Origin of the sequence: Nonomuraea sp. NPDC003560 (genome assembly GCF_042878785.1) — a bacterium.
In the GTDB taxonomy this organism is placed as follows: domain Bacteria; phylum Actinomycetota; class Actinomycetes; order Streptosporangiales; family Streptosporangiaceae; genus Nonomuraea.
Genome location: NZ_JBIAOF010000006.1, coordinates 222,903 through 248,758, shown reverse-complemented (window position 1 = coordinate 248,758; position 25,856 = coordinate 222,903). Strand labels below are relative to the sequence as shown.

Genomic DNA, 25,856 nt, shown 5'->3' with positions numbered 1-25,856 from the left:
GTGGCTCGCCTTGGGGGCCTGGCTGCGGCTGCCTGCGGTTTCCGCCTTCTCGCTTGTCAGGAGGGCGAAAAGATAGCTGGGTGACCGGAGCAGCAAGTGAGCCCGCGAAGCGTCTCTGTAGCGTGGAAGTCGAACTGCTCTCCCAACAACAGGCCCTGGCGCGGCAACAGGTCGATGTGGCATCGATCTTCGCCGAGCATCATGTGGGCCTCGTGCGGCTCGCCCTGATCATGGTCGGTGATCAGGCCACCGCCGAGGACGTCGTACAGGAGGCGTTCGCACGTACGCACGCCGGCCGAGCCCGGCTGCGGGACGCCGACAAGGCGCTGGCCTATGTGCGTTCCGCCGTGCTCAACGGGTGCCGGTCCGTCCTGCGCAGACGGGCGACGGTGTTCCGGCGGGCGGTGCCCTACGAGCCGCCGGTCTGGTCGGCGGAGAGCGCCGCGCTGCTGGGCGAGGAGCGTCGGGAGGTGCTGCTCGCCCTGCGGGAGCTGCCGCGCAGGCAGCGTGAGGCGCTGACCCTGCGCTACTACTTCGACCTGTCCGACCAGGAGGTCGCCGCGACCATGGGCGTCAACGCGAGCACGGCCAGGTCCACGATCGCGCGAGGGCTCGCCGCTCTCGGCCGGGCGCTTGGGGAGGAATCATGAACAGTCGGATGGAAGACAGGCTTCGTGCCGCGCTCGTCGAGGCCGGCGCGACCGTCGACACCGGCGCGCTCAAGCCGCTGCGCACGCCGGAGCGGCGCCGGAGCCGGGTGGACCTCCGGCTGGTGAGCGCGGCCGTGGCGGTGGTGCTCGCGGGGGCTACGACCGCCGTCTGGCTGGGCGTGCGAGGCGACGAGCACGTGGCGACGCTGGCCGGCCCCCCCAGCGGTCAGGCCGATGCCCAAGAGCTGACGATCTTCCTCTGTTCGAGGTCGGCCAGCGGGAAGGCGCCGTCCTGTCAGGGGCAGGGCGTCACGATTGATCAGACGAAGTCGATCGCCAAGGCGGCGAAGGAGGTGTCCGGCGTCACCTCGCTCATGTATGTGGACCAAGCCGAAGCCTTCGAGAGCTTCCGGCGCGACTTCGTGCACAACCAGCGGCTGCTCGACGCGGTGACGGTCGACGACCTGCGTGCCTCGTTCCGGCTGCGGCTGGAGCCCGACACGGATCCGGTGCCGGTGAAGCAGGCACTCAGCTCGCTCCCGGGGGTCGAGGACATCGACTTGGTGCCCTCCGCCGCTTCTTTTCCGTCATCCGGCACTCAGGTCAGCGTCTTCCTCTGCGGCGACGGTTCGGCGCTGCCCGCCTGCGGGGCCGAACGTGCGGCGGACGGCGACAAGATCGTGAAGGAGGGCAAGGGGGCCACGACCAGACAGAAGGCCGAGATCGTCGCTCTCCTGCGCGCGTCCAAGCAGGTCAAGTCCATCGTCTACGAGGACCGGTCGACGGCGTACGAGAACTTCAAGCGCAGCTACCAGGACAACAAGGCACTGCTCGCCGCCACCAAGATCGGGGACATGCCGGAGTCGTACCGGTTGCAGATGAGGTCGGAGCGCGACGACTGGAGCGCGCTGCTGAAGGCCCTGAGACGGCAGCGGGGTGTCGCATCCGTCGTCGACCGCCGTTGTACGGTCGACGCGGCTCTGGCCATGGCCCGCTACCGGGTCTCGCTGCCGAAGGGCCAGGACTGCCGGACGGGCGGTTGATTCAAGATCGGGCCCGGTGCCCCTCACGTTCACCGGGGGACACACGTAGTGTGGCAACGGAAGGCCGTAACAACCCCCGAGGCCGTCAGGGAGGCGAGCTCGAGCCCATGGGAATGATCATGGCCGTGAGCTTCACGCGCTACGGGAGGCTCTACTACCTCGATCCGGGCGGGCACACCTTCAAGGTCGGCGACAAGGTGCTGGTGCCGACCGATTCGGGCCCCGAGGTGGCGGAGTGTGTGTGGGCGCCGCAGTACACGAGCGAGGACATCGACGGTCTGCCCGTGTGCGAGGGGCCGGCGGGTGAGGAACACCTCTCGCGTGACGAGTCCAACAAACGCCGCAGGGCCGAGGCCCGCAGCGTGTCGAAGAAGCTGATCAAACGGCACACGCTGCCGATGAAGGTCGTCGGCATCGACTATCTCGACCAGGACAACGTCTACACCGTCTACTTCTCGGCCCCTCATCGGGTCGACTTCCGGGCCTTGGTCCGCGACCTGGCCCGTAACCTGCGGGCCAGGGTCGAGCTGCGGCAGATCGGTCCCAGGGACGAGGCGCGGTTGCAGGGCGGCATCGGTCCCTGCGGCCGTGACCTGTGCTGTGCCACGTTCCTGAAGGATTTCGAGCCCGTGTCCGTGCGCATGGCCAAAGACCAGGATCTGCCGGTCAACCCGTTGCGCATCGCGGGGGCTTGTGGGCGGCTCATGTGCTGCCTGAAGTACGAGCACCCGTTGTACGTCGAGAGCCGGTCCAGGATGCCTCGCGCGGGAAGCCGGGTGAGCACGCCTCAGGGCGAGGGGATCGTCACCGGGCACAACGTCCCCGCCGACACGGTTACGGTGCGCCTGGACGATGGTGGGAGGCGCTGTGCGTGCCCTTCCGCGTCGGTGTGTTCGCCCCGCATCCAACACGACACGATGTACGGCAACCAGGAGGAATCGCCCGACCACAAGCCTTCCGGGGGTGGTGAGGGCGTCTGAACGCTCATCCCGCTCTGGCCCAGGTGGCGCTCATGGGCGGCCGGTAACAGGCTGACCGCCTTCCCGAAGGCGACGGGGAGGCCGTAGGGGTTACACGCGAGGGGCATGGCTGCGGCGGCTCCGCGCGGCCCTCGAACGGCCCCGGGCTCATTGATGAGGCTCACTATGGCAAAAGCAACAGCTCACAACCCCACCCAAAGCGCCAGCCCACCACCGCAGTAGCTACCAGCTTGCGAAGTCCGTTCGAAGTGCCGGAGTCAGCCATCCGCCCCGCCCGCGCCTCCGGCCTTGCCCCGCCCGTGCCTCCGGCCTCGCCTCGCGTCGGCCTGGCCCGGCCTGGCCCGGCCCAGGCACTGGCTCGGTACGGCGTGGGTGTGCGGGGTGTCGTTCAGCAGGGGGTGGGGGGTGGGGTGGGGTGGTGGACAAGCCGGTCGGGTGGGAGATGCGGGGCTGGAGGGGCTGGTCGTCGTACGTTGGGTGCGTCACTTCCGTGCATGACGCATTCGGCCGCAGGCTACGGGGGCTGATGGCCGTGCGCCCGGGGTGGGGGCCGGACTCGTTGTCCTCTGCGGTCTCGTCGTTCGCCGTGGTCATCGGAGGTGGGATCTAGATCTCTGGAGAGTCATGAAGAAGCCGGTGCAGTCGAGCGACGGCGTGCCCGCAGTGCAGGTGATGCTCTCACCTGCCAACGTCTGGCGTGCCGGGCTTGCCATGGCGGCCGTCGTCGCGGTGGCGTTCTTCGTCCGGTTCGTGATCACGGACGCGGGTGCGCTGATCGCCATGCTGGTGATGGCCTGGTTCCTCTCTCTGGCCATGGAGCCCGCCGTGCGGCGCATGTCGCGGCACATGCGCCGAGGCCGAGCGACGCTGCTGGTGATGACGTTGTTCATCCTGGCATTCGTGATCTTCATGGTCCTGTTCGGCAGCATGTTCGTGCAGCAGGTCGCGGTGCTGCTGAAGGCTCTGCCCGACGTCATCGCGGGCGTCGTCGAGTGGGTCAACGCCCGTCTCGGCACCCGCTATGAGATCTCCGACATTCTCAAGTCCATCAAACTCACCCCGCAGCAGGCCGCCGAGTACGCGCAGGGCGCGCTCGGCGGGGTGCTGGGGCTGCTGGGCACGGTGACCGGAACGCTGTTCAACCTGTTCACCCTGGCGCTGCTGACGTTCTACTTCTCGGCCGACGGGCCGAGGCTGCGGCGGTGGCTCGCGCAGTTGCTGCCCGGCCGGCTCCAGCAGGTCTTCACCAGCGTCTGGGACGTCTCCACGATCAAGACCGGTGGGTACGTCTCCTCCCGGCTCATTCTGGCCGCCATCAACGGCACGGCGTCGGCCCTGGTGTTCCTGCTGTTGGACATGCCCTCCTGGCTGGCGCTCGGTGCGTGGACGGGGCTGGTCGCCCAGCTCGTGCCCACCATCGGCACCTACATCTCCATCGCCCTGCCGGTGGTGGTGGGACTGGTCTCGCCACGTCCCTGGGTCGGTCTGGCCGCGCTGGCGTGGGGCGTCGTGTACCAGCAGGTGGAGAACCTGACGCTGGAGCCGAAGATCAGCTCGCGGGCGGTGGACATCCATCCCGGGGTGTCCTTCGCCGCCGTGATCGCGGGGGCGTCGCTGTTCGGCGCGATGGGCGCGCTGCTGGCCATCCCCATCGTGGCCATGCTGCTGTCGCTGATCGACACGTTCGCCACCCGTCAGGAGCTGCGGGAGGCCATGGCCGCCGAGTCGGCGCCGCCGAAGGGCGGAGGCGGAGGAACGTCCTCGAAGGACGGCCCCGGCCCGCCGCCGCCGAAGTGACGTGGACCGGAGCGGATCGACGATCGTTCCGGCAGGGCTGCCGAGCGGAGACCGCCCTGGGCCCTCCGGCCGGTGTCACGTGCGACGGTACGGGCGGTGGCCGGTCAGCCGCGGGGATAGCCGGGGATCTGGCGACGTTGGGTCGCGGTGCCGATCCAGTGGAAGAGGTCCAGCGCGACCGATACGGCGATCCAGAACCAGTCCGCGCCTCTCAGGCCGACGCCGGGCACGTACAGGATCACGTACATCAACGTGGTGAACGGCAGGAAGATCAGCCCGAGGAGAGGCCAGATCCACGTGTGGAAGGCGGCGCTGACCAGAGCGGGCCGCGCCACCCAGATGATGAAAACGGCAAGTCGCGGAAAGAGGCCCGCGAAGATCGCGAACAGACATCCCATGGCGGTCCACGTCCCTCCATCACGCCTCGCCGGAAGGTAGGCGAACTGGATGGTCCCCGCCGCCGGGGCTGCTCATCCTCGACGTTGTGCATGGAAAGTCCCTGCTTCGATTTGCCGGCCCGGGCGCTGTCTGGGCGCATTGAGGGTTATTTCCGAAAAATGCACAGATTTGCCTGAGGGAAATCTTTGCCTTCTCGCGGTGGCCGCCCGATCGGGAACAGGGGATCAGAAGCATGGACGGCGGCTTGGCAGGGCGATGCCGTCATATATGCCGTTATGCGGCCGTTGCGGATCTTCCGCTGGGAGTCCGGGGTCATGTGGGGCTGTCCGCCCGGAGAGCCGGTCACGGACCTGTTCCCAGCGGCGGCCCGCACTGCTTTCCGGGGGCGTCCGCAGCCGCTCGTCGATGCAACCGATCAGGAGGAACAAGCCCAATGAGCAACCTCATCGCGATCTCCTATCCCGACCTCCCCACCGCCATCGCCGTACGTGACCGCCTCGCCGACCTGCAACGGCAGAACCTGATCACGATGGAGGACGTGGCCATCGTCGAACGCCGGGCCGACGGGACGATCAAACTCCACCAGACCAGCGGTACGACGGGTATGGGCGCGGCCGGCGGAGCGCTGTGGGGTGGCCTGATCGGGATGTTGTTCTTCGTGCCGCTCTTCGGCATGGCGATGGGCGCCGCCACCGGAGCGGCCGCCGCAGCGATGACCGACGCCGGCGTCAACGACGCGTTCATGAGGGAAATCGCCGGCAAGCTGGAACCCGGCACCGCCGCGCTGTTCGTCCTGGTCGTGCAGAGTACGCCGGACAAGGTCATCCCGGAGATCCAGTCGTACGGCGGGCATGTCATCCAGACCTCGCTCAATCGTGAGGAGGAGGCGCAACTGCGCGAGATGATGGAGGGGATCGGCGCCCGGTGAACCGAATGCCGCACACCGCCACAGATCCGCGATGCACCCGCCTCGCCCCGCCTCGCTCCGCCTTGCCTCGCCCCGCCTCGCCCTTCCATGCCTCGCCGCGTGAGCGCGGCGCGTTCGCTTCGTCGCGAGGGTGAGAGTTGAGCACCCTTTGTCCAGGGGTGGCCCGGTCATCATCAAGAGAGGTCGTCATGGGGAAGGTGCCCGATCCGGCCGACGGTCATCGGTCGCCGGCTGAAGGCGCCCACAGGGACTACACCGGTGCGGTCTACGGATCACTGCTCGCCGCGTCCGTGGTGGCCGGTGCCGCGTCGCTCGGCAGGTTCCCGCGTCTGGAGATGATCATCCTGCTGCTGGGGACCAGCGCGGTGTTCTGGGCCGCTCATGTCCACGCCCGCCTGTTCGGCGCGCGTGCGGTCTTCCAGAGCATGAGCGTGGCCGACATCCGCCGGGCCTGCGCCGAGGAGTGGCCGATCGTCACGGCGGCCGTTCCGCCGGCCGTCGCCGTGGCCGTCGGGCCGTTGCTGGGCCTCGAACCGCAGGGCACCGCCTGGCTGGCCCTCGGGGTCGCGGTGGCCGGGCAGGTCGGCTGGTCGGCCGCGGCGGCCGTGGGGATCGGCGCCTCCTCTCGCATGGTGCTGGTCACGAGCGTGATCAATCTGCTGCTCGGGCTGGTGATCGTGGTGCTGAAGGCCGCGTTCCACCATTGACCGGACGCCCGCCGGGACGGCCACTCCGACCGCAGAGGCGGCCGGTCATCCGTGGCGACGGCCGCCGCGGAACCGGCCGCCGCGGAACCGGCCGCCGCGGAACCGGCCGCCACGGAACCGGCCGCCACGGAGGCGGGCACCACGGAGGCGGCGAGCATCATGCCGGATTCACATCGAGGTGGTCATGCGCAGGTGGATGATGTGCCGCAGCGATCCCGTCCTTGAAGGGGCCGGCGCCGGTTCGTACGGCGAAGGCACCACCCTCCTCGCCACCGATCAAGCTCAGCGAGCGCGACGGCGGAGCGAAGGCGCCGCCCCCGTCGCCGCCGATCGAGCTCGGCGAGCGCGACGGCGGGGCGGGCCATGACCGGACCCGCAGCCCCCGGGAGCTCGGCCGCCTTCGCGAAGAGCCCGCTGACCCCGCTGGCCCTCGCCCAGTTCATCTGCAGCTTCGCCGGCTCGAACATGAACGTGATGATCAACGACATCGGCCGGGACCTGAACACCACGGTGAAGGGCGTGCAGAGCACGATCACGCTCTTCCTGTTGATCATGGCCGTGCTGATGATCCCGTGCAGCAAGCTGACTGATCGCTGGGGACGCAAGAGGTGTTTCCTCGCGGGCCTCACCCTGTACGGGATCGGCGCTCTGACCAGCGCGTTCTCGCCCACCCTCGCGGTGCTGATCCTCGGCAACTCGGTTCTCGAAGGGGTGGGGACAGCGTTGCTGATCCCGCCCGTCTACATTCTCGCGACGATGGCCTTCGACGATCTGCGGTCGCGGGCGCGCGCCTTCGGCCTGATCAGCGGACTGGGCGGTGTCGGCGCGGCCGCGGGCCCGCTGATCGGCGGGTTCATCGCGACGGCGATCACCTGGCGTGCCGCGTTCGTCTTCCAGGCGGTGGTGGTCGCGGTGATCGTCTTTCTCAGCCGCCGGATCGCCGACCCGGTGCCGCCGGATCCGACCCGGCCCTTCGACGCCGCCGGCGCGGTCCTGTCGGCCGTCGGCATGTTCTTCGTGGTGTTCGGGATCCTCCAGGCCGGCAAGAACGCCCTGCTGATGACGGCGTTCCTCGTCGTCGGAGTGGGCTTCCTGATCTGGTTCTTCCTGCACATCCGGGCCCGGGAACGCGCCGGGAAGGAGCCGTTGCTCACGACGCGCCTGTTCCGGAACCGTACGTCAGATCTCGGCCTCGTCACCCAGAACATGCAGTGGCTGGTGCTCATGGGGACGTCCTTCGTGGTCGCGGTCTTCCTGCAGAAGGTCCGCGGGTACAACGCCATCCAGACGGGTGTCGTCTTCACCGCGGCGACCGCGGGGATCCTGGTGAGTTCCCTGGCGGCGGAGCGGCTCGCCAAGAAGCACGCCCAGAAGAACCTGATCTCGGCGGGTTTCGCCATGACCGTGGCCGGGATCGCCGTCCTGCTCGCCCTGGTGGAAGCGTCGTCGCGGGTCGTCGCCTTCGTGCCGGGGCTGTTGCTGATCGGGCTGGGCGTGGGCGTGATGCTCACGCCGTCGGTCAACGTCGTGCAGTCCAGCTTTCCCGAGGAACAGCAGGGCGAGATCTCCGGATTGTCGCGCAGCGTGTCCAATCTCGGCTCGTCGTTCGGCACGGCGATCGCAGGCACGATCCTCATCTCCGGGCTGGCCGAAGGGAACCGGTCCTATGCCCTCGCCATGATGGCTCTTGCGATCTTCGCCCTGGTGGGCCTGGCCGCCGCGATCCGGCTCCCCGCCGACCCCGGTGACGCCGTGACGCCGTGACGCCGTGACGCCGAGACGCCGAGACGCCGTGACGCCGTGACGCCGTGACGCCGTGACTCCGAGACGCCGTGTGCGGTCTACCGCCCGCCCGGTTCGGCACGGTCGAGTTGTTCGTCGAGGGCGACGGCCGCGGCGATGAGCGCCAGATGGGTGAACGCCTGCGGGAAGTTGCCGAGCTGCGCGCCTGACGGGCCGATCTCCTCGGCGAACAGGCCGACGTGGTTGGCGTAGGTGAGCATCTTGTCGAAGGCGTAACGGGCCTGTTGCAGCCGTCCGGCGCGGGCCAGGGCCTCGACGTAGAGGAAACTGCACAGGTTGAACGTCCCCTCCGAGCCGCGCAGGCCGTCGGGGGACGCGGCGGGGTCGTAGCGGTAGACGAGGCTGTCGCTGACCAGCTCCTGGTCGATGGCGTCCAGGGTGCTCAGCCAGGCCGGGTCGCGGGGGGAGATGAACCCGACCCTGGGCATGAGCAGCAGCGAGGCGTCCAGCACGTCGGTGCTGTAGTGCTGGACGAAAGCCTGCCGATCGGGGCTCCAGCCGCGGTCCATGATCTGGTTGAAGACGGCGTCCCGGACACTCATCCAGCGCACGAGGTCGGCGGGACGCGAGTGGGTGGTGGCCATCCGGATGCCGCGATCGAAGGCGACCCAGGTCATCAGCCGGCTGTAGGTGAACTCCTGGCGCCCGCCGCGGGTCTCCCAGATGCCCTCGTCGGGACGGTCCCAGGTGTCGGCCAGCCAGTCGAGCAGCGCGGCGAAGGACCGCCAGCCGCGGATGCCGCCGATCTCCTGGGCCTGGGCCAGGGCGTCGGCGACTTCACCGTAGATGTCGAGCTGGAGCTGATCGGAGGCGGCGTTTCCGGCCCGTACCGGCCGGGAGTGCCGGTATCCCTCCAGGTGGTCGAGCACTTCCTCGGTCAGATGGGGATCCCCGTCGATCCGGTACATGATCTGCAGCGGCTCACCGGAGGCGCGGCCGGCGAGGAGCCGTTCATGCAGCCACGTACGGAACGCCTGGGCCTCCTCGACGAAGCCGAGGCCGATCAGGGCCCGGACGGACAGGGAGGCGTCGCGGACCCAGGTGTAGCGGTAGTCCCAGTTGCGCTCGCCGCCGATCTGCTCCGGCAGCCCCATCGTGGCGGCGGCGATCGGAGCGCCGGTGGGCGCGTACGTGAGGAGTTTGAGAGTGATCGCCGACCGGTTCACCATGTCACGCCAGCGCCCCCGGTACCGGGACGCGCGCAGCCAACGGTGCCAGAAGGCGCGGCAGGCCTCGAAGCTGTCGCGGATCCCGTCGGCGGTCACGGGCGGCACGGCCTGGTCGTCGCCGCTGCAGCTGGTCAGGACGATCGCCGCCGTCTGGCCGGCCTGGAGGGTGAAGTCCGCGACGATGTCCTCACCGTCCGGGCGCAGGGCGACAGGGCCGGCGGCCTGCAGGTGGAGGTTCGTGCCGGGGCCCTGGAAGACCGCCGATCCGGCGTCGCCGAGCGCGAGGGTGTGCGGTGCCCGCCCGTAGTCGAAGCGGGGACGGCAGGAGAAGACGAAGGGCAGGCTCCCGCGGACCACCCGGACGAACCGCACCAGGCGGTGCCGGCCGGAAGGGGTGCTGGAGGTGTTCGGCTCCATGAAGTCGGCGACCTCGCCGACGCCGCCGGAAGCCATGAACCGGGTGACGAGGACGGCGGTGTCCGGCAGGTAGAGCTGCCGCACGGCCGCCTCGTCGCTTCCCTCCAGGTCGGCGGCCAGCCGGCAGTGGCCTCCGCGCTCGCTGTCGAGGATGGACGCGAAGAGGCTCGGGGAGTCGAACCGGGGCGTGCACCACCAGTCGATGGTGCCGTCGCTGGAGACGAGCGCGGCGGTCTGCAGGTCTCCGATCATGCCGTGGTCCGCGATCTGCGGGTAGCCGTTCATCGATGCCTCCGTTGTTCGCCGGACATACCGGACGACTGCCTCCGGACGTGTCGACTGAGCGACCGTCACCGGGGGGACGGAGCAGCCTTTTCAGGCTAACTCCTGGTATCGCAGGAAGTCATCCAGGGTGACGAGCGCGCGCCTCGGCCCGGCGGTTCGCCGGATGGCGTTCAGGGGGTGGTTTGCTGGTGCGGTGCGTGAACACCGCTCGCGGGGAGCCCCCGCCCTGCTGCCCGTGCCGGGCGTGTCGCGCTGGTGGGGCGCGCGGTGGCTGCGCCGCGTCGTGGCGGGGGGCGTGGTGCCGGCGGTGCTTCTCGCCGGTGGGTGTGGCCGTCCGGAGGAGCGGGTGGTGCGGGGGCTCGGCTGGTCCGACTGTGGGGACGGCTTCGAGTGTGGGACGTTGCGGGTGCCGCTCGACCACGACCGTCCCGACGGTGAGCGGCTTGAGCTGGCGGTCGTCCGGCTGCCCGCGACGGGCGACCGGATCGGCTCGCTGGTGCTGAACCCGGGTGGGCCGGGGGCGTCCGGGGTCGAGTACGCCAGGGCCGCCCGGCTGGTGGTGGGCGAGAAGGTGCGGGAGCGGTTCGACGTCGTCGGGTTCGATCCGCGCGGGGTCGGCCGGTCCGCGCCGGTCGAGTGTCTCGACGACGACGCTCTCGACGCGTTCGTCGCCATGGACACCACCCCCGACACCCTTGAGGAGCGAGGTGCGCTGGAGGCTGCGGCGCGGCGGTTCGCGGACGGCTGCCGGAAGCACTCGGGCCGGCTCCTGCCCCACCTGGGCACCGTGGACGTGGCGCGCGACCTGGACCTGCTGCGCCAATCCCTGGGCGACCAGAAGCTGACCTATCTCGGCAAGTCGTACGGGACCTTTCTCGGGGCCGTCTATGCCGACCTGTTCCCCGGCAAGGTGCGCGCGCTCGCACTGGACGGCGCCCTCGACCCGGCCGACTCGCGGATGCTGGTCAACACCGAGCAGGCCGTGGGGTTCGAGCAGGCGCTGCGCGCGTATGTCGAGGACTGCCTGGGCGACCGCGACTGCCCGTTCGCCGGCCGGCCGGCCGAAGAGGCGACGGACGAGGTAGGAGCCCTGATCCACCGCGCGGACACCCGGCCCCTGGACGGCGGCGGCCGGCGGGTCACCGAGGCGCTGGCCACCCTCGGCGCGCTGACGCCGCTCTACGACCGTGCCTCCTGGCCGGAACTCACCGAGGCGCTACGCCGGGCGCTGAACGGCGACGGCTCACTCCTGCTGCGCAACGCCGACCAGCTCGCCGGCAGGCAGGACGACGGCACCTACTCCAACCAGCTGGCGGCCAATCTGGCGGTGAACTGCGTCGACGGCCCGTATCCGGCGACGGCCGCGGCGTTCGCGGAGGATGCGGCGCAGGCGTCCAGGAAGGCGCCCCGGTTCGGGGCGTACATCGTGTGGTCGTCCCTGCCATGTGCGTTCTGGCCGGCTCGGCCCACCTTCTCGCCGCACCGCCTGACCGCCGCCGGGGCTCCTCCGATCCTGGTCGTCGGCACGAAACGGGACCCGGCGACGCCGTACGGGTGGGCTCGGGCGCTGGCGGGTGAGCTGCGGTCCGGCGTGCTGCTGACCTACGACGGCGACGGGCACACCGCGTACGGGAACGGCTCTTCGTGTGTGGACGACGCCGTGGACCGGTATCTCGTGGAAGGGGTGCTGCCGAAGGACGGCACGATCTGTCCGGGCATCCGATGATCAGGAGGAGCAAGAACCCTTAGATCTCCTGTAGACTCTTCCAAGCCGTACAGGCACGCCGCCTTAGCTCAGTCGGCCAGAGCACTTCACTCGTAATGAAGGGGTCTGGGGTTCGAATCCCCAAGGCGGCTCCAGGTCAAGGGCCGCTCCTGTCCATCAGGAGCGGCCCTTTTGACCTTGTACAGCCAGGAAGTACAGCAACCGCCTCGGACACCGATCTGTGTCACCACTGGCAGCCCATGGCCGTCCAAGGCTGAGTCGCTCGTGATCATGTCATCCGCACGGGAGACGGAGGGCGCGTGAGTCGGCGATCCATGTTCGTCGTCGTGATCACAGTCGTCCTGACCATCCTTGGCACTCTTGCCGCGCTAGTTCAAAATGTGGCCGCGTCGAGTCCGCAGTGGCCATGGGGGCTTGACTACCTTCGACGGCACCCATGGCCGTCGGTGGGAGTGCTCGCCATCCTCATCGTTCTTGGATCGGTAGTGCTTCTGCGCGCTCAATCTGTGAAGGCGAGCCCCCAGGGGGAAGAGGCTGATGAGCCCACCAAGTCCGCGAAGCACGCCGACTTTAGCAACTCCACAATCCACGGCGATGTCCTGATATCGCAGGGTGAGCTGTCGCCAGTTGTGCAAAGCGGGAGATCCCCTGCGGACATCTTGGGGACAGACACAGATGTGGAGGAAGGGACGGCACGAGCAGTCATTCCCTACATCATCTCAAATTTCCTAGGCACTGGTGGCTGGGAGGAGGCCATCTTCGACGGCCTCCGGGACGTAGGAGAAGGCATCGAGGGGCTACCCGTTGAGCCACCCACGCGTGGACTGTCGGGCGCCCCGGCTCTCATCGTCGTAGTATCTGCAGCACAGTTCGAGCGAATAAAGCGCAAGACCACGGCCAGGATCAGAGCTGCACAGCGTGATCACCCAGCTGCACGACTCCTATTTTATGCAGTTGACAGGTCCGAGGAGCCCTTCAACGAGGACGACGGGCGAGCCCTCGCCAAAGCTGCGGGATACTCCGAAGAGTGCACGCGGGTCGTTACCTGCCCGACCGTCGACGTCTTACGAAGAGAAATATCCTCGCACGTCAGAAATGTTGTGCGGGCGGCAATTGTGCAGGCCAGGTTAGGTAGCGCCGATAACGATGAGGGCGGAACGAAAGGATTGGCATGAGCATTGAATCTGATCCTTTGGGCGTCCAATGGGTTGTGGCCTGCCTAGCCCCTGCCGATGTCGCCCCGCACCCAAACTTTCGAACGGATCACGTGTCGGAACCCGAGCTCTTGGCTCTTGTCATCCGGTTCCAATGGCGTGAGTACATGGACTACCGCGATCCAGACGAAGAAGCAGATCACAGTGACGCCGGCGAAGGAACTTTGGCAGACGCGGCTCTGAAGTCGCTGCGCTCGGAAACTATATTGGTTGGAATCGAAGGCCTTCGTGAGGCGGTTAAGAATAACGCTCTAGCGCTAGGTGCTAGAGCATCGGCCGCGCTCATTATGGCCAGCGCCAATGCTGAGATCGATCAGCCTGAGAAGACCATCCCGATATTGGATGACCTGATATGGACGATCTCGTCTAGTGGCGCAGGAAGCGAGGGGTCGCGGTCGCTCATTGTCGCTGGACTATTGCAGCAATGTGCATTGAGATATTTTGAGATCGGCGCAATCGAGCAATCCCGCCAATACGCTAGCCGAGTTGTCGATACTTTGGCACTTTCGGAAGCCGGCTGGGACGAGTTCTCGGTTTCGCGTGGCATTTCGTGGAATGCGGTAGAATCACAGCGACGGCTTGCGGAGCTTTTACTCGGAAATGCCAGATCGCTACTAGCTCATACAGCTGATCTCAACGACAACTCTTGGGTTGATGTTGTCCGGTCGCCATTCCCTGCTGCCGCTGTTCGGCAAACGCGGGACATGGAAACAGCGCTCGCAGGGATCGCTGAGGAGACTTTCAAGAGAAGCTATAACGCGTCCACTCGTACTCGTGTCTTCAATCAAGCGGATACGGCGCTCGCTCTTGCCTATTCTTCAATGCTAAACGCTGAACTTACCGGAGACATCTCCAGGACCGCTCGATACCAAAAAACACTGGGCGGCATCTTCGCTATAAGACTGGTCAATGGTGCCGATGATCCAGAATGGCCCGGCGAAGCAATAAGACTGTTTCGCCAAGCAGACGCGCACGATGATCTGAAGCGCTTCTTGCAGCATGTGCGTGAACAAGGGCCGCTAGACACCCTGAGCAGGGCGGCTGAGAACCTCATCGATACCCGAAAGTCTCAGCGCTATGTCACAGCCTCCGATCTGCTTTTGCTGGAGAAGGCAGCGGATCTCATCGCGCCAGAGCGTGCAGTCATTGCTGTTCAACTGGCCTTGGACTATGCGAGGCTTAGGCGTCCAGGGAGACTGAAGGATCAAAATGCCGCTTCATGGACGCGGACGGAAACTGCTATATCGACGATCGCATCTCTGGCTTCCGTAGACAGCGGCCTCCACGTGTCTTCTGCCTTGAGCGACGTCATAGAGGTCATCGCCACATCAAAGGCAGTTCGAAATCAGTTCGCTTTCTCGGCACTTACGAAACTCGTCGGCCACATAGACTGGTCTTCCGTTTCGCGCACAACTCGAGGGCGGTTGTTGGCTGCGGTCGAGGCGGCAGCTAGTCCGAAGAACGTGCTCTCAACGGACCACTTGCGCATCTATAAAGAGATGGGCGAGGCGCCTCCACTTGCGTTGGTAGAGTCCCTTTCGGGATTCGAGTTCGTAGTCGCATTGTTGGATGGAACCCTCGACCATTCTCCCACAGTCGAGGACCTTGATAGGGCCGTCGATATAGTGGGCAGGACACTTTCCGAGGATCGGCAAGATGCCGCAAGAGGCACCCGTCACGGATACTTCTGGTCACCGTTCGGTTTGGCCGCGCTACTAATCAGTGATCACGGTAGGAACGATCTCTGGCCTCCACTGCTGGATGCCCTTCTCGACTCGAATGTGTCAGCAGAGCACAAGGTCGATGCGCTGGACGTGTTGGCCAAGAGAAGCTCGGCTTCGAAGTTGCCTGATTCTGTTCGAGAAGTCTTTCGCCTCAATCGCATACCTGGGGGTGACGGCCTTCGCGACGCGTTCTTTCCAACGTCGATCGACCGACTTAATATCTCGTGTCGAAACTTCTATATAGCGCATGACCTGCTCGGGGCCGAGGAGGTTTTGGAGGAAACACTTCGAGACTCCCGTGCAAACGAAACCACGATTCGTGCTGAGGCCGCCAAAGGATGTCTGCTGGTTGGATCCCGGAATCCGGATGTTGACTGGCCGATAATTGTTGCATCACAGCTCTCCTTCGATCGTGAGTCGTTCGTCAGGCATCGGGCCGCGCATGTTCTCGCGTACCTGAGTATGGTCAGTAATTTGAAGCTCAAGGCGGTAGTGAAATCGCGAGTTAGAGAGCTTCTTGGTGATCCCGGAATATCGCCACCAATGGGTGTTCTGCGCGGGCTAATCGCGTACGCGGACGACGTATCCCTAGTCGACCAGCCGCTCTGGTGTGAAAGAGAAGTTCGAAAGTTGCTTGACTCTCACCCGTCTCGGAATATTCGTGCGGCTGCGCGAAGCGTACTGGCCAAGTATCTTCGTTAAATGGCCTATTGGCGAGATGCTCATTCGGGGGACGCCTCATGGTGCCCCCCGAATGTTTATTGAGAACTATTTATCGGTTGAGGCTCTTGTTTAGTCGGTCGAGTGCTTGGCGGGCAGCGGGACTTGAAATCTGTGTATAGACATTCATTGTCACTGAGATTTGTGAGTGACGAAGAATGCTCATGGCCACTCGAGGATGAACGCCAAGCGCTGCGAGCATCGAGGCGCAGGTGTGGCGGGTGTCGTGGACGCGGATGCGTGGGACACCGGCGGCCTTGCCACGTAGCTCGAACGAGCGGTTGAAGTTGCGCGGTTCGACTGGTGTGCCGTACCGGGTGGTGAAGACGAGGTCGGAGTCCTTCCACTTGTCGCCGGCTTCCTTGCGAGCCTCCTCCTGGACCCGGCGCCGGTGCTTGAGCGCGGTGACGCACAAGGCAGGGAGCGGAAGCGAGGCGTCTGAGTCGGTGGTCTTGGTGGTGTTCCGGTGGAGGAGCTTGCCGTGGATGCGGTTGAGCTGCTGAGAGACCCACAGCTCTCGGCCGTCGAGGTTGATGCTGTCCCAGGTGAGGCCGAGGACTTCACCCCGGCGCAGGCCGAGGACCAGCATGAGCACGAAGGCGGCGTAGAGCGGTTCGTCTATGGTCCGAAGGTGTTCGAGGAACGTCCGGGCATCGTCGACGCTCCATACGACGTGCTTGCGCTTCTTGGTGGCCGTCTTGGGGAGCGTGGTGAGCGAGACGACGTTCTTGGAGATCAGTTCCTCTCGAATGGCATGGGTGAGGGCAGAGCGGAACACGCGACGGATGCTCTCGATGGTTCCGCGTGACGGGTAGTCCCGGCAGCACTGGCCGATCGAGCAGCACGGCTTCTTGCGCTCCTTCTTCTGAGCACAGCAGGTGCAGAGGGTCGGAAGGGTGTTGAGCCAGGTCTGGACGTCGCGCACGGTCAGCTTGTCGAGCCGCTTCTTGCCCAGGCCGGGGACGAGGTAGAGGCGCACCAGCGCCTCGTATCCCGCGTACGTGGTCGGCTCCCGGTTGGGCTGGACCACGTCGGCGAGCCAGCGCTTGAGGAAGGCCGCGACGGTCTCGTGTCTGGTGGCCACAGGGCCGCTGCGGGCCTGGTCGTGGAGCTTGAGCCACTTCTCGTGGGTCTCCTCGCGGGTCTTGCCGTAGGCCCACTTGCGGGTGCGCTCGCCGTCCGGGGTGGTGACCCAGACGTAGCCCGCCCAGCCGCCCTTGTACGGGAAGATCGAGCCTTCACCGTTCGATCGCTTGCTCATCAGGCGGCCTCCTCACATAGACGGGTCACGTAGGCGTCCAGGGCGGACGACGGGATGCGGCGGCATCGGGTGCCGACGAGGATGGACGTGATCTCGCCGGAGCGGATCAGGTTGTAGAGAGTCCAACGGCTGACCTTGAGCACGGCCATCGCTTCCGGGACGGTGAGGAGGTCAGCGGTCATGCGCGCCCCTCTCCGTTGACGGTGGCGGCGAGGGCTGATTCGCCCGGCGTGAAGCCCTGCCCGGCGTACTTCCAGTGGGCGAGGACGAGCGTGCTGGTCGGGTCGTACGGCAGGCGTTGCAGCTCTTGGGCCTCGCGGTACTCCACACGGACGCGGCGCAGGGCCGTCAGGGTGGTGGAGTAGGCGCGGCTCTTGGTCGAGAAGTGGCCGCGGAAGCCGAGCATGTGGGCCCATTGCCGTAGGCGCAGTGGGGCCAGGTCGGGATGGGTTTCGGGATTGCCGAGGTCCCAGGCGGTGCGGATCAGACGGGCGGCGTGGTCGGTGACGCCGTGGGTGTGCAGGCGGGTGAGGTCGCGGTGGGTGACGCGGCGGTCCAGGGTGCCGGAGGTCTCGGCGGCCTTGGTGGCGTACTTGGCGATGTAGCCCGCGACGGCTGCTTCGGACAGGGTGCCGGGGCCGGCGGTCTGGATCGGGCGGACGTCGATGGTGCCCCAGGTGAGCGGGTGGCCGGTTTGCGGGGCGGGCAGGCGTACGGCTTGGGCGGCGGAGTGGATCGTGGTGGTGAGCAGGTCGAGGGTGGCCCAGGTGGGCGGGGTGGTCAGGGTGTCGCCGTCGCGGCCGTCGAGGCGGATGACGGCGTGGAAGTGGACGACGCCCCTTGCCTGGTACTCGGCGACCTTGGCGAAGGACAGGCGGCTGACGCGGGCGAACTCCTTGCGGGTCAGGCCGGTGGCGGCGGCCAGGTGCTGGCGGAGGTAGACGGTGAAGCGGTGCCACAGGGCGGCGGCGTGGGCGTTCCACAGGATGTGGGCGGTGTAGTCGTAGCTGTCGGCGTCGAGCGGTTGACCGATGGTCGGGTCTCCTAGGTGGTGGCGGGTGAAGCACGATGGGCCGGTACGGCGTGCATGGCAGACGTTGGCAGTGCCGTCCTTGTCGGGGCCTCGGTGGACGGGGCCGAAGGACGGGGCGGTGAGCGTGGCGAGGACTCTGGGATGGGTGCGGACGATCTCGGGAACCCCCTTGTCTCCGCCGAGCAGGCCCGCGCGGATGAGGTGGAAGGTGTCTTGGCGGTAGGTCTCGGCGCAGGCCGGGCAGCGGGAGGCGCGGCGGTTGCCGCAGCGGACGAGGAGCTGGCCGTGTGGCTCGTCGTGGGTGGTGTAGGCGTTCAGGACTTCGCCCGTGGTGCCGTTCAAGGTGGCGGACTCGCCGGTCAGGCGGATCGGGTCGGTGCAGCCGCGGAGTCGGTCGACCTGGTGTAGCCAGCGGGTGACGTCGTGGTTGGAGCGGCGGGCCAGGTCCCGGATGACGGGACCGATGAGGTCGCCGAGCTGTGCGGGCGCTTCGGTCATTGGGCCTCCTCTCCGCTGCCTTCGCAGCTCGGGCAGTAGACGATGATCAGAAGGTGGCTTTGGATCGAGCGGACGCGGACGGAGCCGTATCCGTCGCATTCCGGGCAGGGCCGGTCGCGCATACTGGAGTTCCTTCGTTGAATGCGGAGGGTGACGCCCCACGGGGACGGCGGGCTGCCAGGCTTGAGCCGTCCCGTGGTGGCGTCGTCGGTCAGTTCTGGTTGTCGATGCCGGTGCCGGAGCAGTCGCGGCAGGTGTCGTCGTCGTACAGGCCGGTGCCGTTGCAGGTGGCGCAGGCGTAGGCGTAGATCACTCGGGTTCACCTCCTTGGGTGGTGCATGGGCAGGGCTGGTCGGGTGTGGTGGTGTCGCAGTCGGGCGGGTCGCCGTCGAAGTCGCAGCCGTAGCGGGCGCAGCAGGCGCAGAACGGGCACGGTAAGCGGGTCACGGGTGGATGCCGCATCAGTCGGCACGGAAGGCGACCTTGGCCCGTTCGGGCACGGTGGTCATCGGGTGCCCCTTCCTTGGCAGGTGGGGCAGGTCTCCGTGGTCTCGATGACGAGCGTCGGGCCGGTGGGCTGGGGCTGACTGCGGTAGGCGGTGATGGTGCCGGAGCCCAGGCAGCGGCGGCAGTAGAGGCGGTTCATGCGGGGCCGCCCTGCACCGGGACCCAAGCGGCGCGGTTGCCGGCGGCGTGGCGGACGGCGGCCACGACGTAGCCGAGGTTGGTCGCGTCCAGGATGGTGAGCGCCGGGCCGAGCTCGACGGGCAGGGCGTAAGCGATCGAGAGGGCGATGCGGAGCATGGCGTCCTCTCCGCGAGAGCAGGGCAGGTGACCGCGGGTGAGAGCGTTGTGGACGGCCTGCCAGTCGATGACCGCGAACGGTTCCTCCAGGTCCACGGCGAGGGTCTGGAAGTCCGGTCGGCGTAGCCACGTGCCGTGGTGGATCAGCAGTTCCACGGCGGCTTCCATCGGGTAGGAGCCACGGGCCCAGGAGCGGGCGGCCTCGATGATGAGGTCGTGGTGGTTCATGCGACGGGTTCCCTTCGGATCAGGGTGAGCAGGTCGTTGGCCACGTCAGCCGAGACCTGCATGCGGATGGCGAGCTGGTCGCCGGTGATGGGCCGGTGGTGCTTGGTGTGGTGGTCGCCGGCCAGACGGCGGGCGTAGGCCAGCAGTGCCGGGGACACGGCATGTTTGGGTTCGGGTTCGGCCGAGGGCAGTTCGACGGGGTCTAGCTGGACGGCCTGAGCCATCTCGGCGTCGGTCTCTGCGGGCTCGGCATCGGCCGGCCTCTCTGGACGGTGCGAGGCGCGGCGTTCCAGCATCGACACCGAGACCAGGAAGGCCACGGCGGGTGTGGCGGCGGTGATCCAGCCCCACGCGGTCGGCCGGGCGGTGGCCAGGTTCGCTGCCAGGGTGAGGACGATGCCGCCGGTGAGCACGAGTGCAGGCCAGGACATCAGGCCGCGTCGGTGGCGGCCGGTGCGCTTGTCGCGTTGGAGTTCGCGGGCGGCCATGACGCACATCAGGTCGATGCACACGGCGACCGCCCAGGACTGCCAGCCGACTTGTCCGTGCCGAGCGGCCAGATCGCTGATGTGGGTGAAGGACCCGACAGCGGCGATGACCGCCAGGACGACGACGGGACCGGTGTCGACCAGCCGGGCGCGGATGTGGTCCATGGCAGAGCACCTCCCTTCGGTTTCGGGCATGGGGTGGGTAGGGACCTGGCGCGATCAGGCCGGCGCCGGGGCCGTGGGCAGGTGAGTGGTTAGGTGGGTTCGCCTTCGCGGGCCAGGGCTTCCAGCTCGGCGTCCGTGACGGTCACGGTGTCGGTGCCGGTGAGGAGATCGGCCCAGGCGGGCGTAAGCTCGGCGTTGGTCTGGGCGGCGGCCTCGGCGACCTCTTCGCTGACGTAAACGGACCGGGCCCGGTACCAGCGCCCGTCATCGCCGACGACGACGGCGGTGCCCGGCATGTTCGCCGGGATCTGACGGGCCGCGTCCAGGGCGCCCGGGTCGGTGTCGCCCAGCGTCATGGTTGCGGTCTCCGGGTCGTTCACCCGGTGGCAGACGCGGCCGGACAGTTGGGATCGCAGAGCGGTGACACCGGGGCCGAGGTCGGAACCGACCCGCTGACCGCACACCACCAGATAGACCCCGAACGCCCGGCCGAGCTGCGCCAGCCGCAGGAGCGCGGTGGCAGTCGAGGCGATCTCGTCCTTCTCGCCCTTGTGGGCCATCAGGAACAGCTCCGCGACCTCGTCGACCAGGACCACGACCGGGGTCGGGCGCAGGTCTTCGGGCAGTCTCCAGATGTTGCGGACCTTGTTCGTACGGCACAGGGCCATGCGGGTCTTGACCAGGCAGATCAGGTCATCGAGCAGGCCGACGCATTCGGCTCGTTCGGTGGCGATGGCGGACAGGCGTGAGCTGTAGGCGGTGAGTTCGACGCCGCCCTTGAGATCGAAGCCGACCAGGGCGACGGGCTGGCCTGACAGGCCAGTGATCAGAGCGTTCAGGAGCGTGGACTTGCCGGACTGAGTCGCACCGGTGTTGAGCCAGTGCGGGACCGTACGGAAGTCGACCACCCACGGCGCGCCGGTCTCCAGCAGCCCGACCCGCACCCGCAGCAGCCCTTCCGACAGCACGGGTGTGCGGACTTCGGACAGCGGATCACCTCGGGTGGCGAGCAGGGTGATCCGGCCAGGCCGTGACGCCAACAGACGCACCGAATGCACGCGCCAGGCGTGGGCGAGGTTGGACAGCCGGGCGGCATAGTCGTCCGGCGTCTGACCGTCCATGAGCTTGACGTTCACTCGGAAGCCGAGACGACACGGGCGGACGATGCCGAGCCGGGGTGGTTTGTCGATCTGCACCCGGCGGACCTTCCGCTTGTGGGTGAGCGAGATCGTCGCGTGGCCGACGACCGGAAGGCCGTCGAGGGTGTAGCGCCAGCGGCGCCGCTTACGGGTCAGGCTGCAGCCGAGGGCGACGTTGCCCCAGGTGAAGTAGACATGCAGGGTCTTGAGCGGGTAGCCCACGACCAGCCAGAACGAGACGGGGTGCAGCGCGCGCCACACCAGCAGGATCGAGCAGACCGAGGCCACGGTGATGGCCAACGGGATCAGCCAGTCGGACATACTTGGGACGTCCTTTCGAACCTTCGAAAAGGGCCGGCCCCGGGAGCGGGCGAACGAGCTGCCAGGCGACGCGCCCGCTCCCAGGGGTGCACCTACGGGTCAGGCGGCCTTGGGCATGGCCACCGTGATCGTCTCGGCGCGAAAGCCGAGACCGGACCTGCCGTTCATCGACCAGAAGAACGCCGCCAGGCCGACCGGCCGGACCTGCACGCCCTCGGGGATCTGCGGGAACGTCTCGCTGGGGAACGTCACCACGATCACCGGGTTGCGCCGGTCGTCGTTCGGCTTGGGGAGCAGCGGGATCGTGTACAGCTCCCGCCCTTCGGCGTCCCGCTTCACCTCGCCGGTGGCGCGATCCACGATCTTGGGCTCAGGCTCGCCCGCGACCGTGAACGCCAGGCTGGTGATGTCGACGGGGATGTTGCGCATGTTGATCTCCTCTGAAGGTTGCCTAACTTGGCTAGGCATCTTGTCGGTGCCTTCATGTTGCCCAGCATGGCTAGCCATGTCAAGCATCCCGAGAGAACTGGACTAGGCAACCTAGAAGAACTAGGCTGATTTGCGTGATGAGTCTCGATCCCGACGACCCCCGCCCGCCGTATCAGCAGGTCGCCAACGCCTTGCGCGCCGCGATCCTGACGAAGAAGTTCGAGCCGGGGGAGAAGCTGCCCTCAGGGCACGACCTCGCGAAGAAGTACGGCGTGGCGCGCATGACCGTCCAGCAGGCCATTCGCCTGCTGCGGGACGAGGGCCTGGTCGTCTCGCGCCAGGGGAGCGGCGTGTTCGTACGCGAGCGCACCGAACAGCCGGTCGAGCTGCGTCCGCACGTTGAACGGGCCTTCGAGGAACAGAACGTCTCCATCGACTTCGCCGGCTTCTCCGGCGAAACCCTCAACGGGATGCTTCAAGAGCCCCTGGACAAGATCCGCCTCGGACGGCTCACCCCGGAGTCCATCAACATCCGCATCCTGGTCCCGGACATGGAACACCCCATGTCCCTGCCCTGCCGGGCCGAAGACCTCAGCGACGATCCCGTCATCCGGACGCGTGCTCTACGCATCCAGCAGCGCAGTGCCCAGGCCATCGCCGACGCCGTGCACGAGCTGGCCGACCTCGGACTCGTCAAGGCCGCGACCGTGCAGGTACGCGTCCATCAGACCGCGCCCGCGTTCAAGTTCTACGTGATCAACCGCGAGCGCGTGTTCTTCGGCTTCTACCCGGTCGTCAAGCACACGGTGCGCATCAAGGGGGAACCCCACGAGCTGTACGACGTCATGGGTAAGGACGCGCTGCTCTTCCACTACGAGATCACCGAGGACCCGACGTCGATGGCCTCGCAGTACGTCAGCGAGGTACGGCGCTGGTTCGACAGCATGTGGACCACCATCAGCCGGGAAGTCGAACTGTGACCACCGCGGCCGACCTCCTACGCCAGGCCGACGCCGTGCTGCTCGACTTCGACGGGCCGGTGTGCCGGGTCTTCGCCGGCCTTTCCGCATCGGTGGTCGCGGCCCGGCTCAAGGAACTGCTCACCAGGGAAGGCGTCCAACTGCCCCAGGACGTCGAGGCCCTGGAGGACCCGCTCAAGGTGTTGCGCCGTACGGCTGACAGCGCTCCTGAGCTGGTCGACAAGGTGGAGACCGCGCTCATGGCCAACGAGGTCGAGGCCGCGACCTGCGCCGCGATCACGCCGGGCGTTCGCGAATTTCTCAAAGCATGTGCAGAGGCCGGCAAGCCGGTCGCCATCGTGAGCAACAACTCCGAGCCTGCCATCGAGACGTTCCTAGCCCTGGCGGACTTGGGAGAATGGGTCACCGCGGTTTCCGGGCGCCCCATCGGGGAGCCGGAGCAGATGAAGCCGGACCCGGGATCGACGCTGCGAGCGTGCAAGGCGCTGGGAGTCGAGCCAGCGAGGGCCGTGCTGATCGGGGACTCCGACTTCGACATGCAGGCCGCACACAACGCAGGAACACGCAGCATCGCCTATGCCACTGAGCCAGCCAAGGCCGAACGCCTCACGCAAGCCGGGGCTGACGCAGTGACCAGCAGCATGGCCGAACTGGCAGCGCATCCGCAGTAACGACGCCGTCCCGGCAGCCAGTCAAGATCGCCCGTGATTCATATCTTCCCTACGTCATCAAGCCGCCGCCCGATGGGCGGCGGGCGGCCGGGCGGTCCGGGCGGGCGTGCGGCCTCTCCGGGCCGGTCCCGCCCGGCCACCCCGCCGCACCAACGGACGCAGGCAAACCGCGTAGGACGTTCACCAGTACCATGCGGGACGCCAACTCTCGGAAACTCCGTCCGGTTATCAGGAAATCACGACATCCCCATAAAATCTCGCTATGACATCCGCCATGATCTTGCTTATAGGGATCTGTTGGCTAATGATTGGGTCTTGTCGCATTTCTTCATCGAAATAGAAGTGGTCGACTCCGGAAGACGCCGATGCAAGTTGGTAGAAAACTTATTTACATACTTACATTGAGGGCGACGACGAAAATCCTTCCAACTCGCGCGGCGCTGACAGTCGGTATGGAACGTCTCGCACCCGCTGTTATCGGATGGCATGCGTGAGGGCCGAGAACCAGCTACGTAGACCCATATCAATCTGAGGAGATATTATGAAAAGCGTGCGAATGGCTAGTCTTGCGCTGGTCGCGATCGCTGTTACTGAGGCTTTAGCGCCGCTACATTCAATGGCAGCAGTGGCCAGTCTGGACTCGGCGTCAATATCTACTTCCTCCCACACGTCTGACTCGTCGAGAAGCCTGGCGATCAGCGCGGCGGTCGCGCGCGCGGCGAGGGACGCTGCTCGTACGCGCATAGGCTCTCCCTATCGATTGGGATCCAAGGGTCCTAGAGAATTCGACTGTTCTGGACTGGTGTACTGGGCCTATCGAAGAGCAGGAGCCAGCACAAGTAGGCTCGTGGAGGATCAACGGAATGAGACGCGCACAATCGCACGCGCTCAACTTAAAGCGGGCGACTTGATTTTTTATGAGAGTCATGTCGCAATATATAATGGTGGCGATACTATGATCGAGGCGCTTAATTTTTCAACCAAAGTACGAGAAACATCCATAAGACCTCGTGTTGAGAAGTATGGGACATATCGCTAGAGGGACTTAGCGTCGTTCATATCTGTCTTGTGCTGGAATCTCGACAACGATCCGCCACTTGTCGGGACCATATTGATGGAGGATGGTGCTGCTCGATAGCTACGGCGACAAGCCGCCGCGATCGTCTGGTCATCGCGTAGGGAAGCCTGACGAGGACGGGGGCCGGGAAATGCCCGCCAGCGTCGACCAGGAAGGATCTCGTTGCTCACGGGTTCCTCTCCTGCCCGGGAGAAATCGCTGGAGCCAATTGGGAAGCCGCCGGCTTGCGACTCCCTCAAGTTGCCGTGCCCTCCCCGGGATGTTCTTGTAAGTGATAGGCGTCCCAGCCGACTTAGATCGACATGATCGGACTTGCCTGCTCTTCCTTCACGTTGAAGTGGTCGAGGCCGTGACGATCGCAGACTTCGGTTCCGGCCCCTTGGGCTGGGGCGATCGCTGCCGCAGATCGACTTCGTCGGTCTTTGCCACCGGTCTCCGGGGGGCTGTCCGCTGGGACTTGCTCTTATCGCGCGTCACCGACGATGAGCAGGGACCACCAGCGACGAGCCTCCGCGTGGGGCCAAGGGCCGGCGAAGGTGTGCACGGGTGTGTCGAGTTGCGTGACCTTGTGGATCAAATAGGCGCCGCTGTGTGCGATCAGCTCGTAGTAGACAGCGGTGCAGGCGCATGTGAATTCCTGGACGCGGTACCGCTCAGGCGCAAGCGCTGTCCAAGCAAGGCTTGTGTGGTTGGCGCGAGCCCGTGCCGGATGAGGGGACACGGCCGGGCACTCCCATTCAGGTGAGTCGCCGAGGCTGTCGGCCTGGGCGCGCTGCTCGTCGGGCATGCATCGAATAGAGACCTCTCTATACCTTTGTAGAGGCATCTAGGTGTTTTTGCAGGTCAGAGGGCATCTATGTTGTGCAGCGTGGCGGAGGAGAGCGACTATCCGGAGATCGACAGCGACGGGCCCGAACTCGTCTACATGGTCGTGGCCAACCACATCGCCGGGAAGATCGAACGAGGCGAGCTCAAGCCTGGGCAGCGGCTACCTTCGGAGCTGGACCTCGCGGAGCAGTACGGCGTAGCCAGGATGACCGTTCGGCGTGCGATGAAGGAGCTACGCGAGCGCGGCCTCATCCGGAGCGTTCACGGCAAGGGCACCTACGTGCAGCAGCCCAACCCTCCTGCTGGCGACGCCGAGGGATGAGCTGTGCTGTACAGCAACCCGTACAGCAACGCCGCCTCACGCGGGCACA

The 25,856-nt window shown here is 66.4% G+C and carries 25 protein-coding genes and 1 tRNA gene; 15 read left to right on the top strand and 11 right to left on the bottom strand.

What is annotated here, in order from left to right:
• The first annotated feature begins 122 nt into the window (after nucleotides 1–122).
• From ACFYUV_RS24765 to ACFYUV_RS24750, 4 genes are all read left to right on the top strand, one after another.
• Nucleotides 123–650, top strand: coding sequence for a SigE family RNA polymerase sigma factor (locus tag ACFYUV_RS24765; RefSeq protein ID WP_358291493.1), 528 nt, complete (start codon nucleotides 123–125; stop codon nucleotides 648–650).
• Nucleotides 651–658: 8 nt separating this feature from the next.
• The gene (locus tag ACFYUV_RS24760) at nucleotides 659–1,693 is read left to right on the top strand and encodes a permease-like cell division protein FtsX (RefSeq protein WP_387671598.1); all 1,035 of its coding nucleotides are present in this window, start codon (nucleotides 659–661) and stop codon (nucleotides 1,691–1,693) included.
• Nucleotides 1,694–1,743: 50 nt separating this feature from the next.
• Nucleotides 1,744–2,673: a stage 0 sporulation family protein gene (locus ACFYUV_RS24755; RefSeq protein ID WP_387671596.1), complete on the top strand. Its 930-nt coding sequence runs from the start codon at nucleotides 1,744–1,746 to the stop codon at nucleotides 2,671–2,673.
• A gap of 624 nt (nucleotides 2,674–3,297) precedes the next feature.
• Nucleotides 3,298–4,470 (top strand): AI-2E family transporter, encoded by a 1,173-nt coding sequence (locus ACFYUV_RS24750; RefSeq protein WP_387671594.1) that lies wholly within the window; start codon nucleotides 3,298–3,300, stop codon nucleotides 4,468–4,470.
• Nucleotides 4,471–4,574: 104 nt separating this feature from the next.
• On the opposite strand, the gene ACFYUV_RS24745 is transcribed toward ACFYUV_RS24750, so the two are convergent.
• Nucleotides 4,575–4,868, bottom strand: coding sequence for a hypothetical protein (locus ACFYUV_RS24745; RefSeq protein WP_352358484.1), 294 nt, complete (start codon nucleotides 4,866–4,868; stop codon nucleotides 4,575–4,577).
• 434 nt (nucleotides 4,869–5,302) lie between these two features.
• Here ACFYUV_RS24745 and ACFYUV_RS24740 point away from each other — a divergent pair, with 434 nt between their 5' ends.
• From ACFYUV_RS24740 to ACFYUV_RS24730, 3 genes are all read left to right on the top strand, one after another.
• Entirely contained in the window at nucleotides 5,303–5,797 is a 495-nt protein-coding gene (locus ACFYUV_RS24740) for a DUF1269 domain-containing protein (RefSeq protein ID WP_387671592.1), read from the top strand.
• 188 nt (nucleotides 5,798–5,985) lie between these two features.
• Nucleotides 5,986–6,504: a hypothetical protein gene (locus tag ACFYUV_RS24735; RefSeq protein ID WP_364332741.1), complete on the top strand. Its 519-nt coding sequence runs from the start codon at nucleotides 5,986–5,988 to the stop codon at nucleotides 6,502–6,504.
• A gap of 363 nt (nucleotides 6,505–6,867) precedes the next feature.
• Entirely contained in the window at nucleotides 6,868–8,268 is a 1,401-nt protein-coding gene (locus ACFYUV_RS24730) for an MFS transporter (RefSeq protein WP_387671590.1), read from the top strand.
• A 77-nt stretch (nucleotides 8,269–8,345) separates the two neighbouring features.
• On the opposite strand, the gene ACFYUV_RS24725 is transcribed toward ACFYUV_RS24730, so the two are convergent.
• The gene (locus ACFYUV_RS24725) at nucleotides 8,346–10,178 is read right to left on the bottom strand and encodes a glycoside hydrolase family 15 protein (protein WP_387671588.1); all 1,833 of its coding nucleotides are present in this window, start codon (nucleotides 10,176–10,178) and stop codon (nucleotides 8,346–8,348) included.
• A gap of 193 nt (nucleotides 10,179–10,371) precedes the next feature.
• Here ACFYUV_RS24725 and ACFYUV_RS24720 point away from each other — a divergent pair, with 193 nt between their 5' ends.
• The 4 genes from ACFYUV_RS24720 to ACFYUV_RS24705 all read left to right on the top strand — a co-directional run bounded on the left by ACFYUV_RS24720 (nucleotide 10,372) and on the right by ACFYUV_RS24705 (nucleotide 15,544).
• Nucleotides 10,372–11,904: an alpha/beta hydrolase gene (locus tag ACFYUV_RS24720; protein WP_387671586.1), complete on the top strand. Its 1,533-nt coding sequence runs from the start codon at nucleotides 10,372–10,374 to the stop codon at nucleotides 11,902–11,904.
• Nucleotides 11,905–11,961: 57 nt separating this feature from the next.
• A tRNA-Thr gene (locus tag ACFYUV_RS24715) sits at nucleotides 11,962–12,038 on the top strand.
• A 180-nt stretch (nucleotides 12,039–12,218) separates the two neighbouring features.
• Complete coding sequence (locus ACFYUV_RS24710) at nucleotides 12,219–13,079, top strand: hypothetical protein (protein ID WP_387671584.1); 861 nt, start codon at nucleotides 12,219–12,221, stop codon at nucleotides 13,077–13,079.
• Nucleotides 13,076–15,544 carry a hypothetical protein gene (locus ACFYUV_RS24705; protein WP_387671582.1) on the top strand — a complete coding sequence of 823 codons (2,469 nt, stop codon included), beginning with the start codon at nucleotides 13,076–13,078 and terminating at the stop codon, nucleotides 15,542–15,544. Before ACFYUV_RS24710 ends, ACFYUV_RS24705 begins: the two co-directional genes overlap by 4 nt.
• A gap of 70 nt (nucleotides 15,545–15,614) precedes the next feature.
• Here the strand turns inward: ACFYUV_RS24705 and xerC are convergent, their stop codons facing one another.
• The 9 genes from xerC to ACFYUV_RS24660 all read right to left on the bottom strand — a co-directional run bounded on the left by xerC (nucleotide 15,615) and on the right by ACFYUV_RS24660 (nucleotide 21,928).
• The gene (xerC, locus tag ACFYUV_RS24700) at nucleotides 15,615–16,823 is read right to left on the bottom strand and encodes a tyrosine recombinase XerC (RefSeq protein WP_387671581.1); all 1,209 of its coding nucleotides are present in this window, start codon (nucleotides 16,821–16,823) and stop codon (nucleotides 15,615–15,617) included.
• Nucleotides 16,823–17,005: a helix-turn-helix domain-containing protein gene (locus tag ACFYUV_RS24695; RefSeq protein WP_387671579.1), complete on the bottom strand. Its 183-nt coding sequence runs from the start codon at nucleotides 17,003–17,005 to the stop codon at nucleotides 16,823–16,825. Before ACFYUV_RS24695 ends, xerC begins: the two co-directional genes overlap by 1 nt.
• On the bottom strand, nucleotides 17,002–18,354 hold the full coding sequence (locus ACFYUV_RS24690; protein WP_387671577.1) for a replication initiator: 1,353 nt from the start codon (nucleotides 18,352–18,354) through the stop codon (nucleotides 17,002–17,004). The genes ACFYUV_RS24695 and ACFYUV_RS24690 overlap by 4 nt, the downstream gene beginning before the upstream one ends.
• Before the next feature lie 309 nt (nucleotides 18,355–18,663).
• A complete protein-coding gene (locus ACFYUV_RS24685) occupies nucleotides 18,664–18,801 on the bottom strand; it encodes a hypothetical protein (protein WP_387671576.1) in 138 nt (45 codons plus the stop codon).
• A gap of 58 nt (nucleotides 18,802–18,859) precedes the next feature.
• Nucleotides 18,860–19,000: a hypothetical protein gene (locus ACFYUV_RS24680; protein ID WP_387671574.1), complete on the bottom strand. Its 141-nt coding sequence runs from the start codon at nucleotides 18,998–19,000 to the stop codon at nucleotides 18,860–18,862.
• A complete protein-coding gene (locus ACFYUV_RS24675) occupies nucleotides 18,997–19,386 on the bottom strand; it encodes a hypothetical protein (RefSeq protein ID WP_387671572.1) in 390 nt (129 codons plus the stop codon). The genes ACFYUV_RS24680 and ACFYUV_RS24675 overlap by 4 nt, the downstream gene beginning before the upstream one ends.
• On the bottom strand, nucleotides 19,383–20,039 hold the full coding sequence (locus ACFYUV_RS24670; RefSeq protein WP_387671570.1) for a DUF2637 domain-containing protein: 657 nt from the start codon (nucleotides 20,037–20,039) through the stop codon (nucleotides 19,383–19,385). The genes ACFYUV_RS24675 and ACFYUV_RS24670 overlap by 4 nt, the downstream gene beginning before the upstream one ends.
• Before the next feature lie 89 nt (nucleotides 20,040–20,128).
• Complete coding sequence (locus tag ACFYUV_RS24665) at nucleotides 20,129–21,499, bottom strand: FtsK/SpoIIIE domain-containing protein (protein WP_387671569.1); 1,371 nt, start codon at nucleotides 21,497–21,499, stop codon at nucleotides 20,129–20,131.
• 99 nt (nucleotides 21,500–21,598) lie between these two features.
• Entirely contained in the window at nucleotides 21,599–21,928 is a 330-nt protein-coding gene (locus ACFYUV_RS24660) for a hypothetical protein (RefSeq protein WP_175605243.1), read from the bottom strand.
• A gap of 137 nt (nucleotides 21,929–22,065) precedes the next feature.
• Between ACFYUV_RS24660 and ACFYUV_RS24655 the strand changes: the two genes are divergently transcribed.
• From ACFYUV_RS24655 to ACFYUV_RS24640, 4 genes are all read left to right on the top strand, one after another.
• The gene (locus ACFYUV_RS24655; RefSeq protein ID WP_387672195.1) at nucleotides 22,066–22,908 is read left to right on the top strand and encodes a GntR family transcriptional regulator; all 843 of its coding nucleotides are present in this window, start codon (nucleotides 22,066–22,068) and stop codon (nucleotides 22,906–22,908) included.
• The gene (locus tag ACFYUV_RS24650) at nucleotides 22,905–23,579 is read left to right on the top strand and encodes an HAD family hydrolase (protein ID WP_387671567.1); all 675 of its coding nucleotides are present in this window, start codon (nucleotides 22,905–22,907) and stop codon (nucleotides 23,577–23,579) included. Before ACFYUV_RS24655 ends, ACFYUV_RS24650 begins: the two co-directional genes overlap by 4 nt.
• A gap of 541 nt (nucleotides 23,580–24,120) precedes the next feature.
• Nucleotides 24,121–24,618, top strand: a complete 498-nt coding sequence (locus tag ACFYUV_RS24645) for a C40 family peptidase (protein ID WP_387671566.1) — start codon at nucleotides 24,121–24,123, stop codon at nucleotides 24,616–24,618.
• 907 nt (nucleotides 24,619–25,525) lie between these two features.
• A complete protein-coding gene (locus ACFYUV_RS24640; RefSeq protein WP_387671564.1) occupies nucleotides 25,526–25,807 on the top strand; it encodes a GntR family transcriptional regulator in 282 nt (93 codons plus the stop codon).
• Nucleotides 25,808–25,856 lie beyond the last annotated feature (49 nt).

Excerpts from the sequence above, each read along its gene's own strand:
- ACFYUV_RS24705 (WP_387671582.1), top strand. The coding sequence starts at position 13,076 with ATGAGCATTGAATCTGATCCTTTGGGCGTCCAATGGGTTGTGGCCTGC.
- ACFYUV_RS24760 (WP_387671598.1), top strand. The coding sequence starts at position 659 with ATGGAAGACAGGCTTCGTGCCGCGCTCGTCGAGGCCGGCGCGACCGTC.
- ACFYUV_RS24690 (WP_387671577.1), bottom strand. The coding sequence starts at position 18,354 with ATGACCGAAGCGCCCGCACAGCTCGGCGACCTCATCGGTCCCGTCATC.
- ACFYUV_RS24695 (WP_387671579.1), bottom strand. The coding sequence starts at position 17,005 with ATGACCGCTGACCTCCTCACCGTCCCGGAAGCGATGGCCGTGCTCAAG.
- ACFYUV_RS24675 (WP_387671572.1), bottom strand. The coding sequence starts at position 19,386 with ATGAACCACCACGACCTCATCATCGAGGCCGCCCGCTCCTGGGCCCGT.
- ACFYUV_RS24750 (WP_387671594.1), top strand. The coding sequence starts at position 3,298 with ATGAAGAAGCCGGTGCAGTCGAGCGACGGCGTGCCCGCAGTGCAGGTG.
- ACFYUV_RS24745 (WP_352358484.1), bottom strand. The coding sequence starts at position 4,868 with ATGGGATGTCTGTTCGCGATCTTCGCGGGCCTCTTTCCGCGACTTGCC.
- ACFYUV_RS24730 (WP_387671590.1), top strand. The coding sequence starts at position 6,868 with ATGACCGGACCCGCAGCCCCCGGGAGCTCGGCCGCCTTCGCGAAGAGC.
- ACFYUV_RS24655 (WP_387672195.1), top strand. The coding sequence starts at position 22,066 with ATGAGTCTCGATCCCGACGACCCCCGCCCGCCGTATCAGCAGGTCGCC.
- ACFYUV_RS24660 (WP_175605243.1), bottom strand. The coding sequence starts at position 21,928 with ATGCGCAACATCCCCGTCGACATCACCAGCCTGGCGTTCACGGTCGCG.
- ACFYUV_RS24725 (WP_387671588.1), bottom strand. The coding sequence starts at position 10,178 with ATGAACGGCTACCCGCAGATCGCGGACCACGGCATGATCGGAGACCTG.
- ACFYUV_RS24735 (WP_364332741.1), top strand. The coding sequence starts at position 5,986 with ATGGGGAAGGTGCCCGATCCGGCCGACGGTCATCGGTCGCCGGCTGAA.
- ACFYUV_RS24680 (WP_387671574.1), bottom strand. The coding sequence starts at position 19,000 with ATGAACCGCCTCTACTGCCGCCGCTGCCTGGGCTCCGGCACCATCACC.
- ACFYUV_RS24710 (WP_387671584.1), top strand. The coding sequence starts at position 12,219 with ATGTTCGTCGTCGTGATCACAGTCGTCCTGACCATCCTTGGCACTCTT.
- xerC (WP_387671581.1), bottom strand. The coding sequence starts at position 16,823 with ATGAGCAAGCGATCGAACGGTGAAGGCTCGATCTTCCCGTACAAGGGC.
- ACFYUV_RS24645 (WP_387671566.1), top strand. The coding sequence starts at position 24,121 with ATGAAAAGCGTGCGAATGGCTAGTCTTGCGCTGGTCGCGATCGCTGTT.
- ACFYUV_RS24665 (WP_387671569.1), bottom strand. The coding sequence starts at position 21,499 with ATGTCCGACTGGCTGATCCCGTTGGCCATCACCGTGGCCTCGGTCTGC.
- ACFYUV_RS24670 (WP_387671570.1), bottom strand. The coding sequence starts at position 20,039 with ATGGACCACATCCGCGCCCGGCTGGTCGACACCGGTCCCGTCGTCGTC.
- ACFYUV_RS24740 (WP_387671592.1), top strand. The coding sequence starts at position 5,303 with ATGAGCAACCTCATCGCGATCTCCTATCCCGACCTCCCCACCGCCATC.